Consider the following 17,216-nt stretch of genomic DNA (forward strand, 5'->3'; position numbering starts at 1 on the left):
AAAAGCAGCATGCCTAGCTTGCCTAATTGCTTTGAATGCTTGTGGAAAGCAACGGGAATCGCTAGCAATTTTGGGTATTACGGCAAATTGCCGCTCTGGGAGACATAATGATGAAGAACCGTGCCGGCTTGCTGGCTCTTGCAGTCCTCGCAATCGCAATCATACTGATGGTGTTTTTCGTCATGCCGCGCATCGGCGGCGATGCAGCCAAGGTCGGCGACGCCATCAACCAAGCGAGCACGGAGCTCAAGAACACGGTTAACGAGGCGGCAAAGACATCGCGCTCCGCTGTGGGCGACGCGGCTGCGGTCGCCGACCAGGTGGGCCGCCTATCGGCCGATGCCGGCGTGTCGCTCAGCGAGCTCAAGGCGCTGTTTGCCGACGGCAAGGGCCCTGCCATCGATGTCTTCACCGCCGCCAAGACCAAGGCCGTCAGCGCGCTGACCGCGCTTGCTGATTTTACAATCCCCGAGGGCCTCGATCCCGCGACCCAGACCCTTGCCGCAAAGGCCAAGGACGGCGGCGCGAAGGCGCTCGCCATCGTCCAGGCGCTGCCTGAGAACATTGCCGATGCGCTTGCCGCGATCGCCAAGGCAGAGGCTGCTCTGACCGGTGCGCCGGAGACCGCCCCTGCGGCGAACACGGCAGTGGAGAATACCGGCCCGAAACTTCCGGCCTTCGACGTATTGCGCGTCGAGCCCGACGGATCGACGGTGATTGCCGGTTCCGCCGAACCGAACGGCAAGCTCGAGGTGCTCGACGGCGAGAAGGTGGTGACGACGGCCAATGTCGATGCGAGCGGCGATTTTGCTGCCGTTCTCGACGATCCGCTTCCGGCCGGCGACCACCAACTCGTGCTCAAGTTCACGGGAAAGGACGGCAAGAGCACGCTTTCCGAAGAAGTCGCGACCATTTCCGTGCCGAAGGACGGCAATGGCGCCAATCTGCTCGCCATGGTCTCCAAACCCGGCGCGGCGAGCCGTATCATCACTGCGCCGAAGGCCGGAACCGAAGTTGCCGATGCCTCCAATCCGATGGCTCCGCCTGCGAACAAGCCGGCAACGGACGAAAGCTCGGCTGCGCCTGCTGCAACAGCTGCACCAACCGGCGAGCTGGCGCTGCAGGCGCCGAACCTCACCGACACCTCCTCCGGCGGCGCAGCTACGCCATCGGATAAGACGAATGTGCCCGATGTGATGGTCAATGCCGTCGAAATCGAGGGCAGCAAGATCTTTATTGCCGGCACGACGCGCCCCAACGCCAAGGTTATCGGTTATGCCGACGACAGCCTCGTCGGCCAGGATACCGCCGGCTCCGACGGCCACTTCGTCATCGACGGCGTGGTGGCGCTCTCGGTCGGCGACCACAAGATCCGCGTCGATGTCGTTGATCCCACAGGCAAGGTGATCGTGCGCGCGGCGGTCAACTTCAATCGGCCTGCCGGCGACCAGGTGAGGGTCGCCGCGCAATCGGTACCCGCCGACACGAACAGCGCTCCCTCGATGGTGCCGCTCGATGAAGGCGAGCTCGACAAACTCAAAGCCGAAGTCGGCAAGGCCTTCGGCCTGCTGAAGCGGCTGTTTGCCGATGGCAAGCTTCCAGGCCCCGAGCAGCTCGCCGCGGCGCGCTCGGGAACGGAATTCGCTCTGCGCTCCGTCGCCGATTTCCGGCCTGCGGCCGATGCGCCGGACGCCTTCAAGCACACGTCAGGCACCGCCTCTCAGATCGCCGGCAACGCGCTGAAACTGCTGCAGGGCCTGCCGAAGGATGCGAAATCCGTGGGCAGCGCACTCGACAGGCTCGGCGCGATGATCGCCGAACTCTCCGTGGCACCCGCGCCGGCAGCGCCGTCCGCAAACGATGTCGGAAGCGGCCAGCCGAAGACGATCGAACAGGCGCCGCTGACGGCAAACAACGCGGCAGTCATCATTCGCCGCGGCGACACGCTGTGGCAGATCTCGCGCCGCACCTATGGCCTCGGTGTTCGTTACACGACGATCTACATCGCCAACGAGGACAAGATCGTCGATCCCGATCGCATCCGCCCCGGTCAGATCTTCGGTCTGCCGAAGGATGTGTTGCCGAATGCCGAAGAGCTGCACCGCAAGCGGATGTCCGGCCAGCATCTCTAAGCTGCAAAACGACACGACGAGGCCGGGTGGGATAAACGCCCGGCCTCGTCGTTTCCTTACCCCTGCATTTGTTGTATTCGTCCGCCTGGCACCCTATCTGGCGGTGGCGGCTGCGGGTTGTGGGAAGCGCTTTCAGGCACGTCCCGGTTCCCTGCTTTTGCCGGCATCGAAGCGCCGCAATCGCGGCAAGCCCATCCGGGCTGGAGACAAGCATGGCAAACGGCAAGACAGTCTCGGAATCCAACCTGCTGCAGACGCTTCTCAACCTCTGGCCCTATATGTGGCCGGCCGGCCGGCCCGACCTCAGGATGCGCGTCGTCTGGGCCTCGGTCTTTCTGCTGATCTCCAAGTTCGTATTGCTGCTCGTTCCTTATTTCTTCAAATGGTCGACCGATGCGCTGAACGGCAGGATGGATCTTGCAGGCTCCGTGCCGCCGCTGCTGGCCGGCGCCATCGCGCTGGTGATTGCTTATAACATCACCCGGCTGATCCAGCTTGGCCTCAACCAGTTGCGCGACGCGCTCTTTGCCAGCGTCGGACAACATGCGGTGCGCCAGCTTGCCTACAGAACCTTCGTGCACATGCACGAGCTGTCGCTGCGCTTCCATCTGGAGCGCAAGACCGGCGGGCTCTCGCGCATTATCGAGCGCGGCACCAAGGGCATCGAGACGATCGTGCGCTTCACGATCCTCAATTCGGTCCCGACCGTCATCGAATTCCTGCTGACGGCAGTGATCTTCTGGTGGGGCTACGGCTTCTCCTATCTCGCCGTTACCGCTTTTACCGTCTGGGCCTATATCTGGTTCACGATCCGCGCCTCCGACTGGCGCATCGCCATCCGCCGCTCGATGAACGACAGCGATACCGACGCCAACACCAAGGCGATCGACTCCCTCCTCAATTTCGAGACAGTCAAATATTTCGGCAATGAGGAGATGGAGGCAAAGCGCTTCGACAAATCGATGGAACGTTATGAGAAGGCGGCGACCGACGTCTGGACTTCGCTCGGCTGGCTGAACTTCGGCCAGGGCGTCATCTTCGGCATCGGCACGACGATCATGCTGGTACTGTCGGCGCTGGCCGTGCAGCGCGGGGAGCAGACGGTCGGCGATTTCGTTTTCGTCAATTCGATGCTGCTGCAGCTTTCCGCACCGCTGAACTTCATCGGCTTCGTCTACCGCGAAATCCGCCAGGGGCTGACCGATATCGAGCAGATGTTCGACCTGCTTGAAGTGAAGGCCGAGGTCAACGATGCGCCCGATGCGACAGAACTTCGGATCGGCCAAGGCGCGATCTCCTTCAAGGACGTGCACTTCGCCTACGATCCGGCCCGCCCGATCCTGAAGGGCATTTCCTTTGAGGTGCCGGCAGGCAAGACGGTCGCCGTCGTCGGTCCATCGGGTGCGGGCAAATCGACGCTGTCGCGCCTGCTCTATCGTTTCTACGATATCCAGAGCGGCGCGATCACCGTCGACGGTCAGGATATCCGCACGGTGACGCAGAAGAGCCTGCGCTCTCTCATCGGCATGGTGCCGCAGGATACCGTGCTCTTCAACGATACCGTCGCCTACAACATTCGCTACGGCCGCACATCGGCCAGCGAGGGCGAGGTCTTTGCGGCGGCTGAGGTGGCGCAGATTGCGCATTTCATCGAAATGCTGCCCGAGGGGTTCGAAACCAAGGTCGGCGAGCGCGGGTTGAAGCTTTCGGGCGGCGAGAAGCAGCGGGTGGCGATCGCCCGCACCATCCTTAAAGCGCCGCCGATCCTGATCCTCGACGAGGCGACGTCTGCGCTCGACACGACGACGGAGCGGGAAATCCAGGAGGCACTCGACCTGGTTTCGAAGAACCGCACGACGCTGGTCATCGCCCACCGGCTTTCGACTGTCATCAACGCCGATGAAATCATCGTACTCAAAAGCGGCGAGATTGCCGAGCGCGGAACACATGCCGCCCTCCTCGAAAGAAACGGCCTTTATGCCTCGATGTGGAACCGCCAGCGCGAGGCGACGCAGGCCGAAGAACATCTGAAGCAGGTGCGCGAAAGCGACGAGCTGGGGGTCATAAGTCGGCTTGCTCCGGCAAGCTGAGCCGGGAAACCGACGCCGGCCGGCTTTTGTTGTTCAGAACCCCGGCGTGGAAACCAGGGCCGAGGCCGCAGCATTGCCCCGGAGACCGTTTTTCGCTAACCAGCAAAAATGAAAACGCAAGGAGACCGGCAGCCATGAGCCTGTTCAACACGGTTCGCAACACGATCGTCCCCGTGCACAAGGAGGGTTATCCCTTCGTTGCCGCCTTCTTCGTCGCGTCGCTTGTCTTGGGCTGGATCTTCAAGCCGCTCTTCTGGATCGGCATGATCTTCACGCTCTGGTGCGCCTATTTCTTCCGCGATCCCGAGCGCGTGACCCCGCAGGACGACGATCTGGTGATCTCTCCCGCCGATGGCAAGGTCTCGGCGATCCAGATGGTGACCCCTCCGGCAGAGCTCAATCTGGGCTCCGAGCCGATGCTGCGCATCTCGGTCTTCATGAACGTCTTCAATTGCCATGTGAACCGGGCGCCGATGCGCGGGCGCATCGTCAGCATCAACTACCGCTCCGGCAGCTTCGTCAACGCCGAGCTCGACAAGGCGAGCGAGGACAATGAGCGCAATGGACTGGTGATCGAAACCCGCCACGGCCAGATCGGCGTCGTGCAGATCGCCGGCCTCGTGGCGCGGCGTATCCTCTGCTGGGCAAACCCCAACGAGCCTGTGGATGCCGGCGAGCGCTTCGGGCTGATCCGTTTCGGCTCGCGGCTCGACGTATTCCTGCCCGCCGGTGCCGCGCCACGTGTCTCGCTCGGCCAGACGGCGGTTGCGGGAGAAACCGTCATCGCCGAATTCGCCTCCGTCAAGGGTCCCGTCATCAGCCGCCGCAGCTAGAGCGGTTCAGCTTTTCACGGAAGTGCAGAAGCGCTACGCACTGTTGCTGGAATTGCCTTAGGAACGATTGGAACGCGATATGGAAACGCCTTTTCCGCCTTTCGAGCCCAATGGGCCGGATGATTCCGCCCGCGGCCCACGTCTGCGCGAAATCCCGCTCCGGCTCGTCTTTCCGAACCTCATCACCATTCTGGCGATCTGCGCCGGGCTGACCGGCATCCGGCTGGCTTTCGAGAATCGTTACGAGCTCGCCGTCTCCATGGTGCTGCTCGCCGCCTTCCTCGACGGTATCGACGGGCGCGTGGCGCGGCTGATGAAGGCGACTTCCAAATTCGGCGCGCAGATGGATTCGCTTGCCGACATCGTCAATTTCGGCGTCGCACCCGCCCTCGTCGTTTATGTGTTCGCGCTCGACCAGGCGCGCTCGCTCGGCTGGATCGCCGCCCTGATCTATGCGATCGCCGCCGGGCTTCGCCTTGCCCGTTTCAACGTCATGGCCGAACGCGAAAACAAGGCGAGCTGGCAATCCGAATATTTCGTCGGCGTGCCGGCGCCGGCTGGCGCCATGCTGGTGCTGCTGCCGGTCTATCTCGGCTTCCTCGGGCTGGCGACGGACCGCACCTTCGCCTATCTCTCGTCGATCTATACCGTGCTTATCGCCTTCCTGCTGATCAGCCGGCTGCCGGTCTGGTCGGGCAAATCGGAAGGCAACCGCTTGCGGCGCGATCTCGTGCTGCCGATGATGCTCGGCGTCGTGCTCTATGTGGCTCTGCTGATGAGCTACACCTGGGAGGTGATGGTCTTCACCGTTGCCGCCTACCTCGTATCGCTTCCCTTCGGCGCGCGGAAATGGCAGCGGAAATATGGGACGCTGACGATCGAGGAACCCGGCGTCGGCGACGACGATATCGGCCGGCACATCTGATCTGCCAGCATTTCCGGATTTCTCCAAATGACGGAAATGCTTCTTTCCCTTCGTTCTGACGGATCCCCGGGAAAAGCATGCGTTTTCCCCGGAGAAACCGTGCGCTTATCCGGGTGAAAACTGTTCCGCGCTTTTCCCCAGAAAACCGCTTTCGCACTTTTATTGGAACCACTCTCTTCAGTAAGTTTTAACCAACGTAGGCTTCAGTTAAGCCTCGCGAATTATGGTGCGCGTTTACAAATCCTGATCACCTGCGCCCCCATTTTGTCGCTATTCGTGACGAAACATCAAACCATAAAATACCCAGGGAAGAACCACGTAAGGAGAGTATCGTGACTTCGAAGAAGAGCAGTACCGGCGAACAGCAGGCGGCCAAGCCAGATCTCGCCGCCAACTATCGCCCCGTCGGCCTGAAGGCTGTTGCCGCAGCATCGCTGATGGCGAAGCATAAGCCGGCCAGCGTCAAGAAATCCGCTTGAGGCGGAAGGCTTCACATTGGAATCATGCGTGCTTTCGGGTTACATGCGTTAGGCACCGCTGACGAAGTGAATGACGAGGCAATTGCCGGAAATCTCCTGACAACGCTCTGGCGACATCAGCACAACCCGAAAAACCTGATGGACGAAGCGGCGCATCGCCACCGCTTATGTGAGACGTCGGCGCCGATAGGTCGCCGACGGGCCTGCTGGTGCGGCGGATGGTGTTCAGAAGAAGCTGAGCTGGCCGTCGTCAGGCTTTTGCTTTTCGGGCGCCTTCAGCGGCTTTTCGACGACGACCCGCTCCTGCAGGTCGGGACCCATATTGGCGACCTTGTTGACCTTGTCGGAGACCGGGACGGCCTCGAAGAAATCGTCCTGAACGGGCTGCATCAGGTCGACTACGTCGCGCGGCTCCTGTGTCTTGCAATCGAGCCAGCGCGAGAAATCCTCAGGTCTGACGACGACAGGCATGCGATCGTGGATCGCCGATATGGCTGAATTGGCGGATGTCGTCAGGATCGCGCCGGTATCGACCTCGGAGCCGTCGGCCGAGGACCATGTCTCCATCAGCCCTGCAAAGGCGATGACCCCACCCTGGCGCGGCCTGATCCAGTGGGCCTGCGGCCGCTCGCCGCTTTCCTTCGACGGGCGATGCCATTCATAGAAACCGGAGGCAGGAATGAGCACGCGGCGATGACGCATGGCGGCGCGGAAAGAGGCCTTGCCAATCGCAGTTTCAGAGCGCGCGTTGATCAGCAGCGGGAAATCTCTCGGATCCTTGACCCAGCCCGGCGTGAGGCCCCAGCGCACGAGCACGGCGCGCCGGTCGGCCAAGTTGCTGCCCTGCTCCCTGCCCTCGCCGGATATGACGACTAGGATCGGTTGCGTCGGCGCGATGTTGTAGCGCGCCGGAAAATTGTCGAGATCGAGACCGGAGAAGAAGTCGCTCAGGTCGGCGCTGGAGCTTGTCAGGGCGAGACGTCCACACATCGGCCTGTCTTTGCACCCGGCTCGTATCCGGTCAAGACGCCTCAGCCTCTCGGCGCGAAGAGGATGAGGCTTGCGCCGGCAAGGCAGATCAGCGCGCCGCCGATATCGTAACGATCAGGCACGCGGCTCTCGACCAGCCACAGCCAGAGCAGCGAGGCGAGGATATAAATGCCGCCATAAGCCGCGAAGGTACGACCGGCAGCCTCGCTCGGCACCAGCGTCAGAGCCCAGGGGAAAAGCGCCAGGGAGACCATGCCCGGCGCCAGCCACCAGACGGGCTTTTCGAGCTTCAGCCATGCCCAGAAGGCAAAGCAGCCGGCGATCTCGAAGAGAGCGGCAAAAGCAAATATGATGTAGGTCATGGAAGCACCTTTCAGATCTCCGCCGCACTCTTCATCCGATAAGATGGGCGATCACAGCAAGAGCAGGCCCCGATGACCTCCACCGCCAGAGCCGCCTCCTCCGCCATTCTCAAACGAGACGAGCGATTCCTCCTCGTGTTGCGGCGCAATCCGCCTTCCGCCGACATGTACGCCTTTCCCGGCGGGCGGGCCGAGCCCGGCGAAGCGCCGGAGCAAACGGCATTGCGCGAATTTCATGAAGAGACCGGCATTTCGGCACGCAATCCGCGGCTGTTTTCGACCTACGAGCTGAAGACGCATGCGGCCGACGGCAGCGTCAACAGCCATTTCCTGCTGTCGGTTTTTCGGGTTGATGCCGATGAAGACGCGGTGGCGGAAGCCGCCGACGACGCGGTCGCCCTCGGCTGGTTCACGGTGGAGGAAATCCGGCAACTGCCCGTGCCGCAGAGCGTGCTCGAATGCGCAGAGCGGCTGGCGAGCGGCGAATAGACGTGGAAACTTTGAAGCACGCCTTGTTGCTGTCATGCTGAGCGTATCAACTGGGAGCATGATTCCCGTTCGGCGCGTTTTCCTGTCCCTGCTCGTGCTCGCCGGCCCTACGATGGCGCAGGGCAAGAATACGCCGCCTCCACAGGAGGAGGAGATTGCGCCGCCGATCGTGAGCGTGCCCTATGACGACAAGCTGGCGCGGTTCGCCGAGGTGCTGGGTTCGGTGCATTATCTGAGAACGCTCTGCAAGGCGCCCGGCGGCGACGAGTGGCGAAACGGCATGCAGCAGCTGCTCGATTCGGAGACCGGCAACGAGCCGCAGCGCAAGGAAAGGCTCACAGCGGCCTTCAATCGCGGCTATCGCGCCTTCGCCTCGGTCTATACGGATTGCACCCCGGCGGCCATCGTGGCAGAAGAGCGCTACCGTAACGAAGGTGCAACACTTGCCACAGAAATTACCTCGCGCTTTGGAAATTGACGTTTAATTAACCTGTTTTCGCATGCGGACGTGTCGTTTTGGGAAAAGGCTGTTAGTGTTGTTAACGGTGCAGTAAGACATGAGAAGTTCTGAGGAAAAGACAATGGAAGCAAGCCTCAACGACATCGACGACATGATCGTCCACGAAAAGATGCAGGCGGCTCTGGAGTACCAGAACGAGGCTTGGGCCGATGGCATGGCCGACGGTATCGAGCCTGAAATCATCGCTGATGCCGCCATTGCGCATGCGTTGCGCGAGACGATCAGGTTGCATGGGGAAAAGAGCGCGGAAGCCCTGCTCGATTCGCTGCGCGAGCGCATGCTTGCCGGCGAATTCTCCGCAAACCGCACCCTGCAATAATTGTTATCAGAGAGCTTGATGCACACCGGTAAAGAGAAAGTTTCGCGAATTCCCCTCGCGCCGGTGCTGCTTGCGTTCAGCCTCGCCGCCGGCAATATTTTCCTTGCGCCGGCAGCCTATGCGCTTTCCGAACTGCACAAGATCCCCGGCCAGGCGGCCAACGACACGCCGCCCGCGCAGGGAAGCGCTCAGGGACAGAGCCAGCCGCAGGGGGACCACTCCCGGCGTTCCCATGGCCGATCCGCTGGTCAACAGCCAGAACAATCAGGGTGCCGACAAGACGCCGGGCGCTCAGGACAGCTCCAAGCCCGTCGAGGTGATCTACGACATCAGCAAGGTGCCAGAGCCGGTTCGAAAGTTGCGCGAGCAGATCGTCGAGGCGGCCGCCTCCGGCGATCTCGAACGGCTGCGGCCGCTGATGGGCACCGGCGCCGACCAGACGCAGGTGACTGTGGGCGAGCCGACCGACGATCCTATCGGCACGCTGAAGGACCTTTCGGGCGATCCCGACGGAGACGAGATCCTTGCCATCATGCTCGACATTGTCTCGACCGGCTTCGTGCATGTCGGCCAGGGCACAGCAGAAGACATGTATGTCTGGCCTTATTTTGCCGAGAAAGACCTGAAGTCGCTGACACCGCCGGAGCGCGTCGAGCTGCTGCGCATCGTCACGGCCGGCGATCTCTCCGACATGCAGGAATTCGGCGGATACAATTTCTATCGCCTCGGCATTACGCCTGAGGGCAAATGGAAATTCTTCACGGCGGGCGACTGACACTCATCTTGGCTGCGCCTTTCACGTCTCGCATGGCGCTTGCGATCCAGCTCATGAAGACATACCTCTGAGCGATGATCAACGCGACAGGTTCTGCCATGCCAGCCGTATTCCTGAAAGACCGCTCATTGCTCTTCGTCAGCGGCGCGGACGCCCAATCCTTCCTGCAAAACCTGATCACCACCGATATCAGCTCGCTTGGGCCCGACGAGGCGCGGCCCGGGGCACTCTTGACGCCGCAGGGCAAGATCCTGTTCGATTTCATGATCTGGCAGGACGGCGACGGTTACATGATCGAAACCGATGCCGGCCAGCGCGACAGCCTGCTGAAGCGGTTGACGATGTACAAGCTGCGCGCCGCCGTCACACTTGCCCCAAGCACCAAAGAGGGCGTCACCGTTTGCTGGGGCGAGGATGCCGAGGGCGTCCGGGATAGGCAGGGCGCCCGAGACAGCCGTTTCGCCAAGGCGGGCGTCACGCTGATCCGCCGGCCCGGCAAACATGGTGATGGCAAAGAAGCACTCTACGACGCGCTGCGCATCAGCCACGGCATCGTCACGTCAGGATCGGACTTTGCCCTGCAGGACGCCTTCCCGCATGACGTGCTGATGGATTTCAACGGTGGGCTCTCCTTCAGGAAAGGCTGCTATGTCGGCCAGGAGGTCGTCTCGCGCATGCAGCACCGCGGCACCGCGCGCCGGCGCGTCGTCACGGTGTCCGCCGCAACAGCCTTGCCGGCGACAGGGACAGAGATTACCGCTGGCGGCAAGCCTGTGGGAACGCTCGGTTCGGTCGAAGGCGGCAGTGGACTTGCGATCGTGCGCATCGACCGCGCCGGCGCGGCGATGGCCGCAGGCACGCCTCTGCTGGCCGGAGAAACGCCCGTTTCTCTCACCCTGCCGGCATGGTCCGGCCTTGTCTTTCCCGCCAGCGCCGACGAGGCCAGCGCGTGACAACGACGAAAGCGCCGCGTGCCTGGCAACGCATGCTGTCCGGGCGCAGGCTCGACCTGCTCGACCCCTCGCCGCTCGATGTCGAACTCGCCGATATCGCTCATGGGCTTGCGCGCGTCGCCCGCTGGAACGGCCAGACCTCCGGAGATCATGCTTTTTCGGTGGCCCAGCACAGTCTCGTCGTCGAGGATATTTTTCGCCGCTTCAACGACGCGCGGCCGCAGGAATGCCTGATGGCGCTGCTGCACGATGCACCCGAATATGTGATCGGCGACATGATCTCGCCGTTCAAATCAGTGGTCGGCGGCGGCTATAAAACGGTGGAAAAGCGGTTGGAAGCTGCCGTGCACCTGCGCTTCGGCCTGCCGCCGCATCCCTCGCGCGATCTCAAGGACCGGATCAAGAAGGCCGACACGATCGCCGCCTATTTCGAGGCGACGGTGCTTGCCGGCTTCACCCCAGCCGAGGCGCAGAAATTCTTCGGCCAGCCGCGCGGCATCAGCAAGGACATGTTGATGATCGAGCCCCTGCCGGCGATCGAGGCGCAGCGATTGTTCTGCGAGCGTTTCGCGGCGATCGAGGCCGAGCGGGAGATGGTGTCGTGACCTTTGTCGTCGTCTCGCCGCTGTCGAGCATTGCCGAAATGGCAGTGCGCCATAAGGCGCGTGATATGATCAGCCTGATCGCCAAGGAGCAGGCCTTTCACCGACCGGGCGTGATCGCGGCCGAACGTCATCTGACACTTGGCATGAACGACATCGTCTTCAAGGGCACCGGCGATCTCGTGGCGCCTGACGAGACGCATGTGCGAGCAATTATCGACTTTGCTGCCTCGTGGCGACAGGAGACGCCGTTGCTCATCCATTGCTGGATGGGCGTGTCGCGATCGCCGGCCGCAGCCCTCATCGCCGCGCTGTCGCTAGCACCCGATCAGAGCGAGGAAGCGCTTGCCCGCCGGCTCCGGGCCGCCTCACCGTTCGCGACGCCGAATGCCCGGCTGATCGAGCTCGGTGACGTGCTGCTCGGCCGCAGCGGCCGGCTGGTCGCAGCAGTACGGGCAATCGGGCGTGGCGCCGATGCCGACGGCAACGCGCCCTTCGTGCTTGCGATCCGGGACGCCGCCTGCGGTTGACGCTGCCGCCAGCCGCTCCAGTTAGGCCCCGACCACGCACAGTCGACAGGGCCAGATCATGGAACAACAGGCAGCCGATGTCCTCCTCGCCACGCAAACGGCACTCAGCCAGGCAAGTGCGCTTGCGGTGCAGTATTCCTTCTCCGTCCTCGGGGCGGTGATCCTGCTCGTCCTTGGTTGGGCGCTCGCCGGTTTTACCAGCCGCTGGGCCTATGAAGGCCTGTCGCGCGTTCATGGCATCGACGAGACGCTGGCGCGATTCTTCACCAATGTGCTGCGCTACGCCCTGCTCATCCTGGTGTTCATCACCGTGCTCGGTCAATTCGGCGTCCAGACCGCTTCGATCATCGCAGCCCTCGGCGCAGCAGGCCTGGCGATCGGACTGGCGCTGCAAGGGACACTGCAGAATATCGCCGCCGGCATCATGCTGCTGATCCTCAGGCCTTTCCGCGTCGGCGAATATATCGAGACCAGCAGCGTGGCCGGCACGGTGCGCGAAATCGGATTGTTTGCAACCGAGCTCAGAACCGGCGACGGGCTTTATCGGTTGGCGCCGAATTCGACGCTCTGGAACACACCGATTACCAACTTCAGCCGCGAGCCCACGCGGCGGGACGAGCTGAAAATCAGCGTCGCCCATGAGGATGACATCGATCTGGCGATGGAGAGGCTGATGGGCCTTGCCAAAGCCGATTCCAGAGTGCTGATGTCACCGGCACCCAGCGTCTTCATCGACAGCCTCGGTGACGGCGCGATCTCCGTAACGCTGCGCTACTGGGCAAAGACCGGCGATTGGTGGCTGGTCAGCCGTGACATGGTGAAGCGCGTGAAACTCGCCTTCGATGAGAAGGACAATCCCGCCGCTGTGCCGGATGCATCAGACGCAACTCCAGAAAAAAAGCACAACGGCAGAGCGGCGGCAGAAAAACCGACATCGGCGCGGCAGTGAGACGGCAGCTATTGAACAACGCCGCAGGCAAGCCGTTCACCAGCATCTCCTGACGGCTGGCTGCGATAGTCATCCGAATTGGCATGCACCATCAATGCGCGGCCGCGAATGCCGTCGGTCTTGCCGTCGAGTGTCACCATGGTATTGAAGATCTGTGCCCGCAGCACGCCGTCCTGCCCGACATATTGATTGGGCATATCGCCTGCGTGCGGACCGTTAGCGGCAAGGAGGCCATGCTCCGCCTTCCCGGGATTGAAATGACCGCCCGCCGATTCGAGGTGGGTCGCGGCGTCGCAGCGGCCGGTCTCATGAACGTGGAAGGCCACCCATTTGTTCGCCGGCAGTCCCGATATCTCGACTTCGATCAGGACGCCGCCATTGGCAGCAGCTGTCAGCTGCGCGCGGCCATCTTCCTTGCCGTCCTTGTCGACGAAATTGGCGACCGCCGTCTGCTTGTCCTGAGCGCCTGCCGGCAATGCAACCGCAAGCAGGCTCAAGGCGGCGATGGTGCACATGGCTTTCATGGAGATCTCCTTCCGTTCGATTGTCTTTCTGAACGTGTCAGCTTGGAAGGTGTTCCTGATTAGAGACCATCGAACAAGAAAAGCCGGCCAAACGGCCGGCTTGCAGATCACCCGAATTGAATCGCAGCTCAGGCGACGGCGTCGAAATCGAACTGGCCGTAAGTGTTGCGGTAGAGATCGTCGGACCGATTGCCTGATGTCGGCGCGATCTGTTGCAACGGATAGGAAACGGCGATGCTGTTTGCCGTGCCGCTATCGTGCGTGTCCATCATCAGAGCAATCAAGCTGCCGGAAAATTTCGGCTGCGTGTCGCTGCTGGTGTCGTCTTCCAAGATTTCTTTGATGATGCCGGGCTTCTCATCGGCGGCACGTTCGCCGCGGCTGAGGACGCCATCGCCGTTGGCGTCGAGCCGCGAAAGCGTCGCCAGATATGCATATGACGTCTCTGAAACGGATGTGGTGCTGGTCATACAAACCTCCATTCACCGCCTTTTGCCGGTGGTGTTTGTACGCAATACGAACGTGGAAAATCAGTGCTGACTCGGTGGTTAAACTGATTTGCGCAGTGCGTCAATAAGCTGTTAACTTCTCATTAACGATGATTGACAAAAGTTAACGCGGCGCCGTGAGAGTGACCTTCCGCTTGCGCCAGCCGGCCGATTTCCCACATATTTCAGCGATTTTTCACATACAAACCAATTGTCTGACGAAGTGAAGTCGCTGCTGCACTGCAACCGAATATTAATTCGGCCCATAGAAAATGGGCGTCACACAACTACCACCAGACGGTCCCGGCTTATAAAAAAGCAATTTCTGTGTTCTTTTAGAAAGGTCTTTCATGTCCGGCGCAGTGAGGCACGTGCATCAACTAAAGACGCTTTTGGTCATTGCGATCGCGATTGCTGCGCAAGATGCGTGCACATGAAAGCTGAGGCGCTTTTCTGGCAGCAATGCACCCAGGCCGTCACCGACGATGGATCGATCGATGCGCAGCGCCTGATGGATTTTGTGATCGCGACCTATCGCGTCCATGAAAGCGACTATGACGAAATCGAGAGAAGCGCGGAAACGCTGCTGCGGGAAAACCATGTGCTGAGAGGCAATATATCAGCCCTCAGTCAGGCATTCGACGGACAGAAAAAACTCTTCGAAATCATTCTCAACAACCTGCCGCTCGGTCTCAGCGTCTTCGACGCCGAACAACGGCTGACGCTTTCCAACATCCGTTTCCGTCAGCTCTTCGACCTGACAGACGAAGATGTCACTGCCGGCGCGACAATCGCCGATCTCACGGCCAAAATGCGCGGCACTGAGAGCGCCAGCGCCAAGCTCCGCCGACGGACCGGGCGACATTCCTCCGCAACAGCAAGAAGCAGTCGTCTCCGTCGGCGCGAATGGTTGATGGACGATGGCCGCATCATCCAGAGCATGGTGACCATCCTTTCCGACGGCAGCAACATTTCCATTCATGCCGATATTACCGAGGATCGAAGGGCGGCCGAGCGTATCACCTATCTCGCCCACCACGACCCGCTGACCGGCCTTCCGAACCGCATCCATTTCCGCGAGCAGGTCGATGCGACGCTCACAGAGCGCAGGCCAGATCAGCAGATCGCCCTTGTTCACCTCAATCTCGACCGGTTCAAATCGATCAACAACACGATGGGCGTGTCGGTCGGCGACAAGATCCTGCAGCAGGTCACCGAGCGCATCCGCGCCTCCGCCGGTTCGGAAAACACCCTGGCGCGCCTCGGCTCGGACGAATTCGCCATCTTGCAGGCGGGCAAGCAGCAGCCGTGGAACGTGACGGCGCTTGTCGAACGGATCCGCCGTGAGCTTTCCGAACCATTCCTCCACGGCGAAAGACGGGTGGAGCTCAGCGTTTCCATGGGCATCGCAATCGCCCCTGATGATGGCGAGGAAACCGATATCCTGCTGAAGAATGCCAGCGTGGCGCTGTCACATGCCAAGGCCGACGGGCGCAAACAAGAGCGTTTCTTCGCCAGCGAGATGGAAGCGCAGATGCAACTGAGCCACGCGCTGGAGGCGGACCTCAGAGCAGCCGTAGGGAACGAGGAATTCGAGCTGCATTACCAGCCGCTTTATGACCTCTCGCAGCGGCGCATTTGCGGCTTCGAAGCTTTGATCCGCTGGAACCACCCGGTTCGAGGCCGCGTTCCGCCGATGGATTTCATTCCGCTTGCCGAAGAAGTCGGCCTCATCGTCGATATCGGCCGTTGGGTTTTGCGCCGGGCCTGCAACGATGCAGCGCAATGGCCGCAGGACATCAAGGTCGCCGTCAACGTTTCGGCAATCCAATTCAGTAGCAGCGACCTGACGCGAGATGTCGGCGAGGCGCTTGCCGCCTCCGCGCTGTCGCCGTCGCGGCTTGAACTCGAAATCACCGAGAGCGTGTTGATGGAAAATCTGAGCGAAGTGCTGCCGATCCTGCATGCGCTGAAGGAGCGCGGCATCCGCATCTCGATGGACGATTTCGGAACCGGCTATTCCTCATTGAGTTACCTCTCGAGCTTCCCCTTCGACAAGATCAAGATCGATAAATCCTTCGTCAACGATATCGTCGACAACAGGGAAGCGCATGCGATCATGCACGCGATCATCCTGCTTGGCGATGCGCTCGGCATGCGCGTCACCGTCGAGGGCGTCGAGACGGCCGCGCAGCTGGCGCTGCTCGAATGCGAGGAATGCGACGAGATCCAGGGCTATCACATCAGTCCGCCGAGACCGGCGCATGACGTGCCTCATCTTCTCTCCCTGTCGCCGAAGAACGGCGGCATGATGCGTCTTCCTGAAGCCAAGCACTGAGATCCCCCTCGATTGCGACTCGCACGGCAAGCCGTTAGAACAGGATGATTTCAGGCCGAGTCGGCCTACAATCTGAATCCTGTTCTACAATATATAGTTAGAGCATGATGTCGCCCGAAAACCGCTCACACTTTTCGGCATCATGCTCCAGAAAATCGGCTGTGATTCCGAGATCTGGTTGTCGCATTCTTTTACCCGCCCGCATCCACTTCCGCGCCGATGCCCTGTCGGCGGAAAACGATCTTCCTCATGACAGGTGGCGCAATGTTCGAGACTGAAGCCTTCTCTCCACATGAAACGCTTGCCGCGGCGTTGATTGCGCATGCGGCCGACGGCGACGACGGCTCGCACGACCTTGCCCACATCCTGCGCGTCTTCAGGAATGCCATGCGCATCCATGAGGGAGAAGGCGGCGACGGGCGGGTGCTTGCCGCTTCCGTGCTGCTGCACGACTGCGTCGCCGTCGAGAAGAATTCGCCGCTGCGGGCAAAAGCATCGGCTTTGGCGGCGCAGAAGGCTTCGGCGATCCTGGCGAAACTCGGCTGGAGCGCCACGGATATCGAAGCCGTGGCACACGCAATCACCGCGCACAGTTTCTCGGCCGGGGTGGCGCCGCAGACGCTGGAGGCGAAGATCCTGCAGGATGCCGACCGGCTGGATGCGATCGGCATGATCGGCGTCGCCCGCTGCTTCTATATTGCCGGCCGACTGGGATCTGGGCTCTACGATCCGATCGACCCCACGGCGGCAGACCGCCCGCTCGATGACAAGCGTTATGCCATTGACCATTTCCAGACGAAGCTGTTCAAACTGGCGGAAGGATTCCAGACCGAGACCGGCCGCAGGCTGGCGGCTGCGCGTGACAAAAGCTTGCGCGACTTCCTCTCGGCCTTCATGGATGAGATCTAGGAGCATAAC

The 17,216-nt window shown here is 61.3% G+C and carries 18 protein-coding genes and 1 pseudogene; 15 read left to right on the forward strand and 4 right to left on the reverse strand.

Translation table 11 applies throughout. From position 1 onward, the window contains the following. Positions 1 to 107: 107 nt before the first annotated feature. The 5 genes from ACS4RR_RS18155 to ACS4RR_RS18175 all read left to right on the forward strand — a co-directional run bounded on the left by ACS4RR_RS18155 (position 108) and on the right by ACS4RR_RS18175 (position 6,459). Positions 108 to 2,132: a LysM peptidoglycan-binding domain-containing protein gene (locus ACS4RR_RS18155; protein ID WP_260110550.1), complete on the forward strand. Its 2,025-nt coding sequence runs from the start codon at positions 108 to 110 to the stop codon at positions 2,130 to 2,132. Between the two features lie 212 nt (positions 2,133 to 2,344). After that, positions 2,345 to 4,222 (forward strand): ABCB family ABC transporter ATP-binding protein/permease, encoded by a 1,878-nt coding sequence (locus ACS4RR_RS18160; RefSeq protein ID WP_017963686.1) that lies wholly within the window; start codon positions 2,345 to 2,347, stop codon positions 4,220 to 4,222. Between the two features lie 134 nt (positions 4,223 to 4,356). Beyond that, entirely contained in the window at positions 4,357 to 5,055 is a 699-nt protein-coding gene (locus ACS4RR_RS18165; protein ID WP_222384683.1) for a phosphatidylserine decarboxylase, read from the forward strand. A gap of 79 nt (positions 5,056 to 5,134) precedes the next feature. Then, positions 5,135 to 5,980: a CDP-diacylglycerol--serine O-phosphatidyltransferase gene (gene pssA / locus ACS4RR_RS18170; RefSeq protein WP_026154087.1), complete on the forward strand. Its 846-nt coding sequence runs from the start codon at positions 5,135 to 5,137 to the stop codon at positions 5,978 to 5,980. 332 nt (positions 5,981 to 6,312) lie between these two features. Then, positions 6,313 to 6,459, forward strand: a complete 147-nt coding sequence (locus ACS4RR_RS18175) for a hypothetical protein (RefSeq protein ID WP_170280042.1) — start codon at positions 6,313 to 6,315, stop codon at positions 6,457 to 6,459. 225 nt (positions 6,460 to 6,684) lie between these two features. Here ACS4RR_RS18175 and ACS4RR_RS18180 read toward each other — a convergent pair whose 3' ends face one another. Together ACS4RR_RS18180 and ACS4RR_RS18185 are read right to left on the reverse strand one after the other, a co-directional pair. After that, positions 6,685 to 7,449 (reverse strand): SOS response-associated peptidase, encoded by a 765-nt coding sequence (locus ACS4RR_RS18180; RefSeq protein WP_260110549.1) that lies wholly within the window; start codon positions 7,447 to 7,449, stop codon positions 6,685 to 6,687. A 41-nt stretch (positions 7,450 to 7,490) separates the two neighbouring features. After that, on the reverse strand, positions 7,491 to 7,811 hold the full coding sequence (locus tag ACS4RR_RS18185) for a YnfA family protein (protein WP_260110548.1): 321 nt from the start codon (positions 7,809 to 7,811) through the stop codon (positions 7,491 to 7,493). 72 nt (positions 7,812 to 7,883) lie between these two features. Between ACS4RR_RS18185 and ACS4RR_RS18190 the strand changes: the two genes are divergently transcribed. From ACS4RR_RS18190 to ACS4RR_RS18225, 8 genes and pseudogenes are all read left to right on the forward strand, one after another. Continuing rightward, positions 7,884 to 8,300, forward strand: coding sequence for an NUDIX hydrolase (locus ACS4RR_RS18190; protein WP_162118512.1), 417 nt, complete (start codon positions 7,884 to 7,886; stop codon positions 8,298 to 8,300). Between the two features lie 34 nt (positions 8,301 to 8,334). Beyond that, positions 8,335 to 8,778: a TIGR02301 family protein gene (locus ACS4RR_RS18195; protein ID WP_017963680.1), complete on the forward strand. Its 444-nt coding sequence runs from the start codon at positions 8,335 to 8,337 to the stop codon at positions 8,776 to 8,778. A gap of 103 nt (positions 8,779 to 8,881) precedes the next feature. Further along, complete coding sequence (locus tag ACS4RR_RS18200; RefSeq protein WP_003546972.1) at positions 8,882 to 9,139, forward strand: hypothetical protein; 258 nt, start codon at positions 8,882 to 8,884, stop codon at positions 9,137 to 9,139. Positions 9,140 to 9,157: 18 nt separating this feature from the next. Continuing rightward, positions 9,158 to 9,914: pseudogene (locus tag ACS4RR_RS18205) on the forward strand (hypothetical protein). Between the two features lie 98 nt (positions 9,915 to 10,012). After that, on the forward strand, positions 10,013 to 10,867 hold the full coding sequence (gene ygfZ / locus ACS4RR_RS18210) for a CAF17-like 4Fe-4S cluster assembly/insertion protein YgfZ (RefSeq protein WP_260110546.1): 855 nt from the start codon (positions 10,013 to 10,015) through the stop codon (positions 10,865 to 10,867). Next, on the forward strand, positions 10,864 to 11,472 hold the full coding sequence (locus ACS4RR_RS18215) for a YfbR-like 5'-deoxynucleotidase (RefSeq protein ID WP_018070590.1): 609 nt from the start codon (positions 10,864 to 10,866) through the stop codon (positions 11,470 to 11,472). Before ygfZ ends, ACS4RR_RS18215 begins: the two co-directional genes overlap by 4 nt. Beyond that, complete coding sequence (locus ACS4RR_RS18220) at positions 11,469 to 11,999, forward strand: tyrosine phosphatase family protein (RefSeq protein WP_260110545.1); 531 nt, start codon at positions 11,469 to 11,471, stop codon at positions 11,997 to 11,999. The genes ACS4RR_RS18215 and ACS4RR_RS18220 overlap by 4 nt, the downstream gene beginning before the upstream one ends. Before the next feature lie 58 nt (positions 12,000 to 12,057). Then, positions 12,058 to 12,948 (forward strand): mechanosensitive ion channel family protein, encoded by an 891-nt coding sequence (locus ACS4RR_RS18225; RefSeq protein WP_170256708.1) that lies wholly within the window; start codon positions 12,058 to 12,060, stop codon positions 12,946 to 12,948. Between the two features lie 8 nt (positions 12,949 to 12,956). Here the strand turns inward: ACS4RR_RS18225 and ACS4RR_RS18230 are convergent, their stop codons facing one another. Next, positions 12,957 to 13,472, reverse strand: a complete 516-nt coding sequence (locus ACS4RR_RS18230; protein WP_170256707.1) for a superoxide dismutase family protein — start codon at positions 13,470 to 13,472, stop codon at positions 12,957 to 12,959. 128 nt (positions 13,473 to 13,600) lie between these two features. Beyond that, a complete protein-coding gene (locus ACS4RR_RS18235) occupies positions 13,601 to 13,954 on the reverse strand; it encodes a hypothetical protein (RefSeq protein WP_170257615.1) in 354 nt (117 codons plus the stop codon). 439 nt (positions 13,955 to 14,393) lie between these two features. Between ACS4RR_RS18235 and ACS4RR_RS18240 the strand changes: the two genes are divergently transcribed. Together ACS4RR_RS18240 and ACS4RR_RS18245 are read left to right on the forward strand one after the other, a co-directional pair. Then, on the forward strand, positions 14,394 to 16,298 hold the full coding sequence (locus ACS4RR_RS18240; RefSeq protein WP_456189104.1) for a putative bifunctional diguanylate cyclase/phosphodiesterase: 1,905 nt from the start codon (positions 14,394 to 14,396) through the stop codon (positions 16,296 to 16,298). Positions 16,299 to 16,562: 264 nt separating this feature from the next. Further along, positions 16,563 to 17,207, forward strand: a complete 645-nt coding sequence (locus tag ACS4RR_RS18245; protein ID WP_407767257.1) for an HD domain-containing protein — start codon at positions 16,563 to 16,565, stop codon at positions 17,205 to 17,207. Positions 17,208 to 17,216: the final 9 nt, after the last annotated feature.

This window comes from Rhizobium zaerense (genome assembly GCF_051810725.1).
GTDB lineage: Bacteria > Pseudomonadota > Alphaproteobacteria > Rhizobiales > Rhizobiaceae > Rhizobium > Rhizobium leguminosarum_I.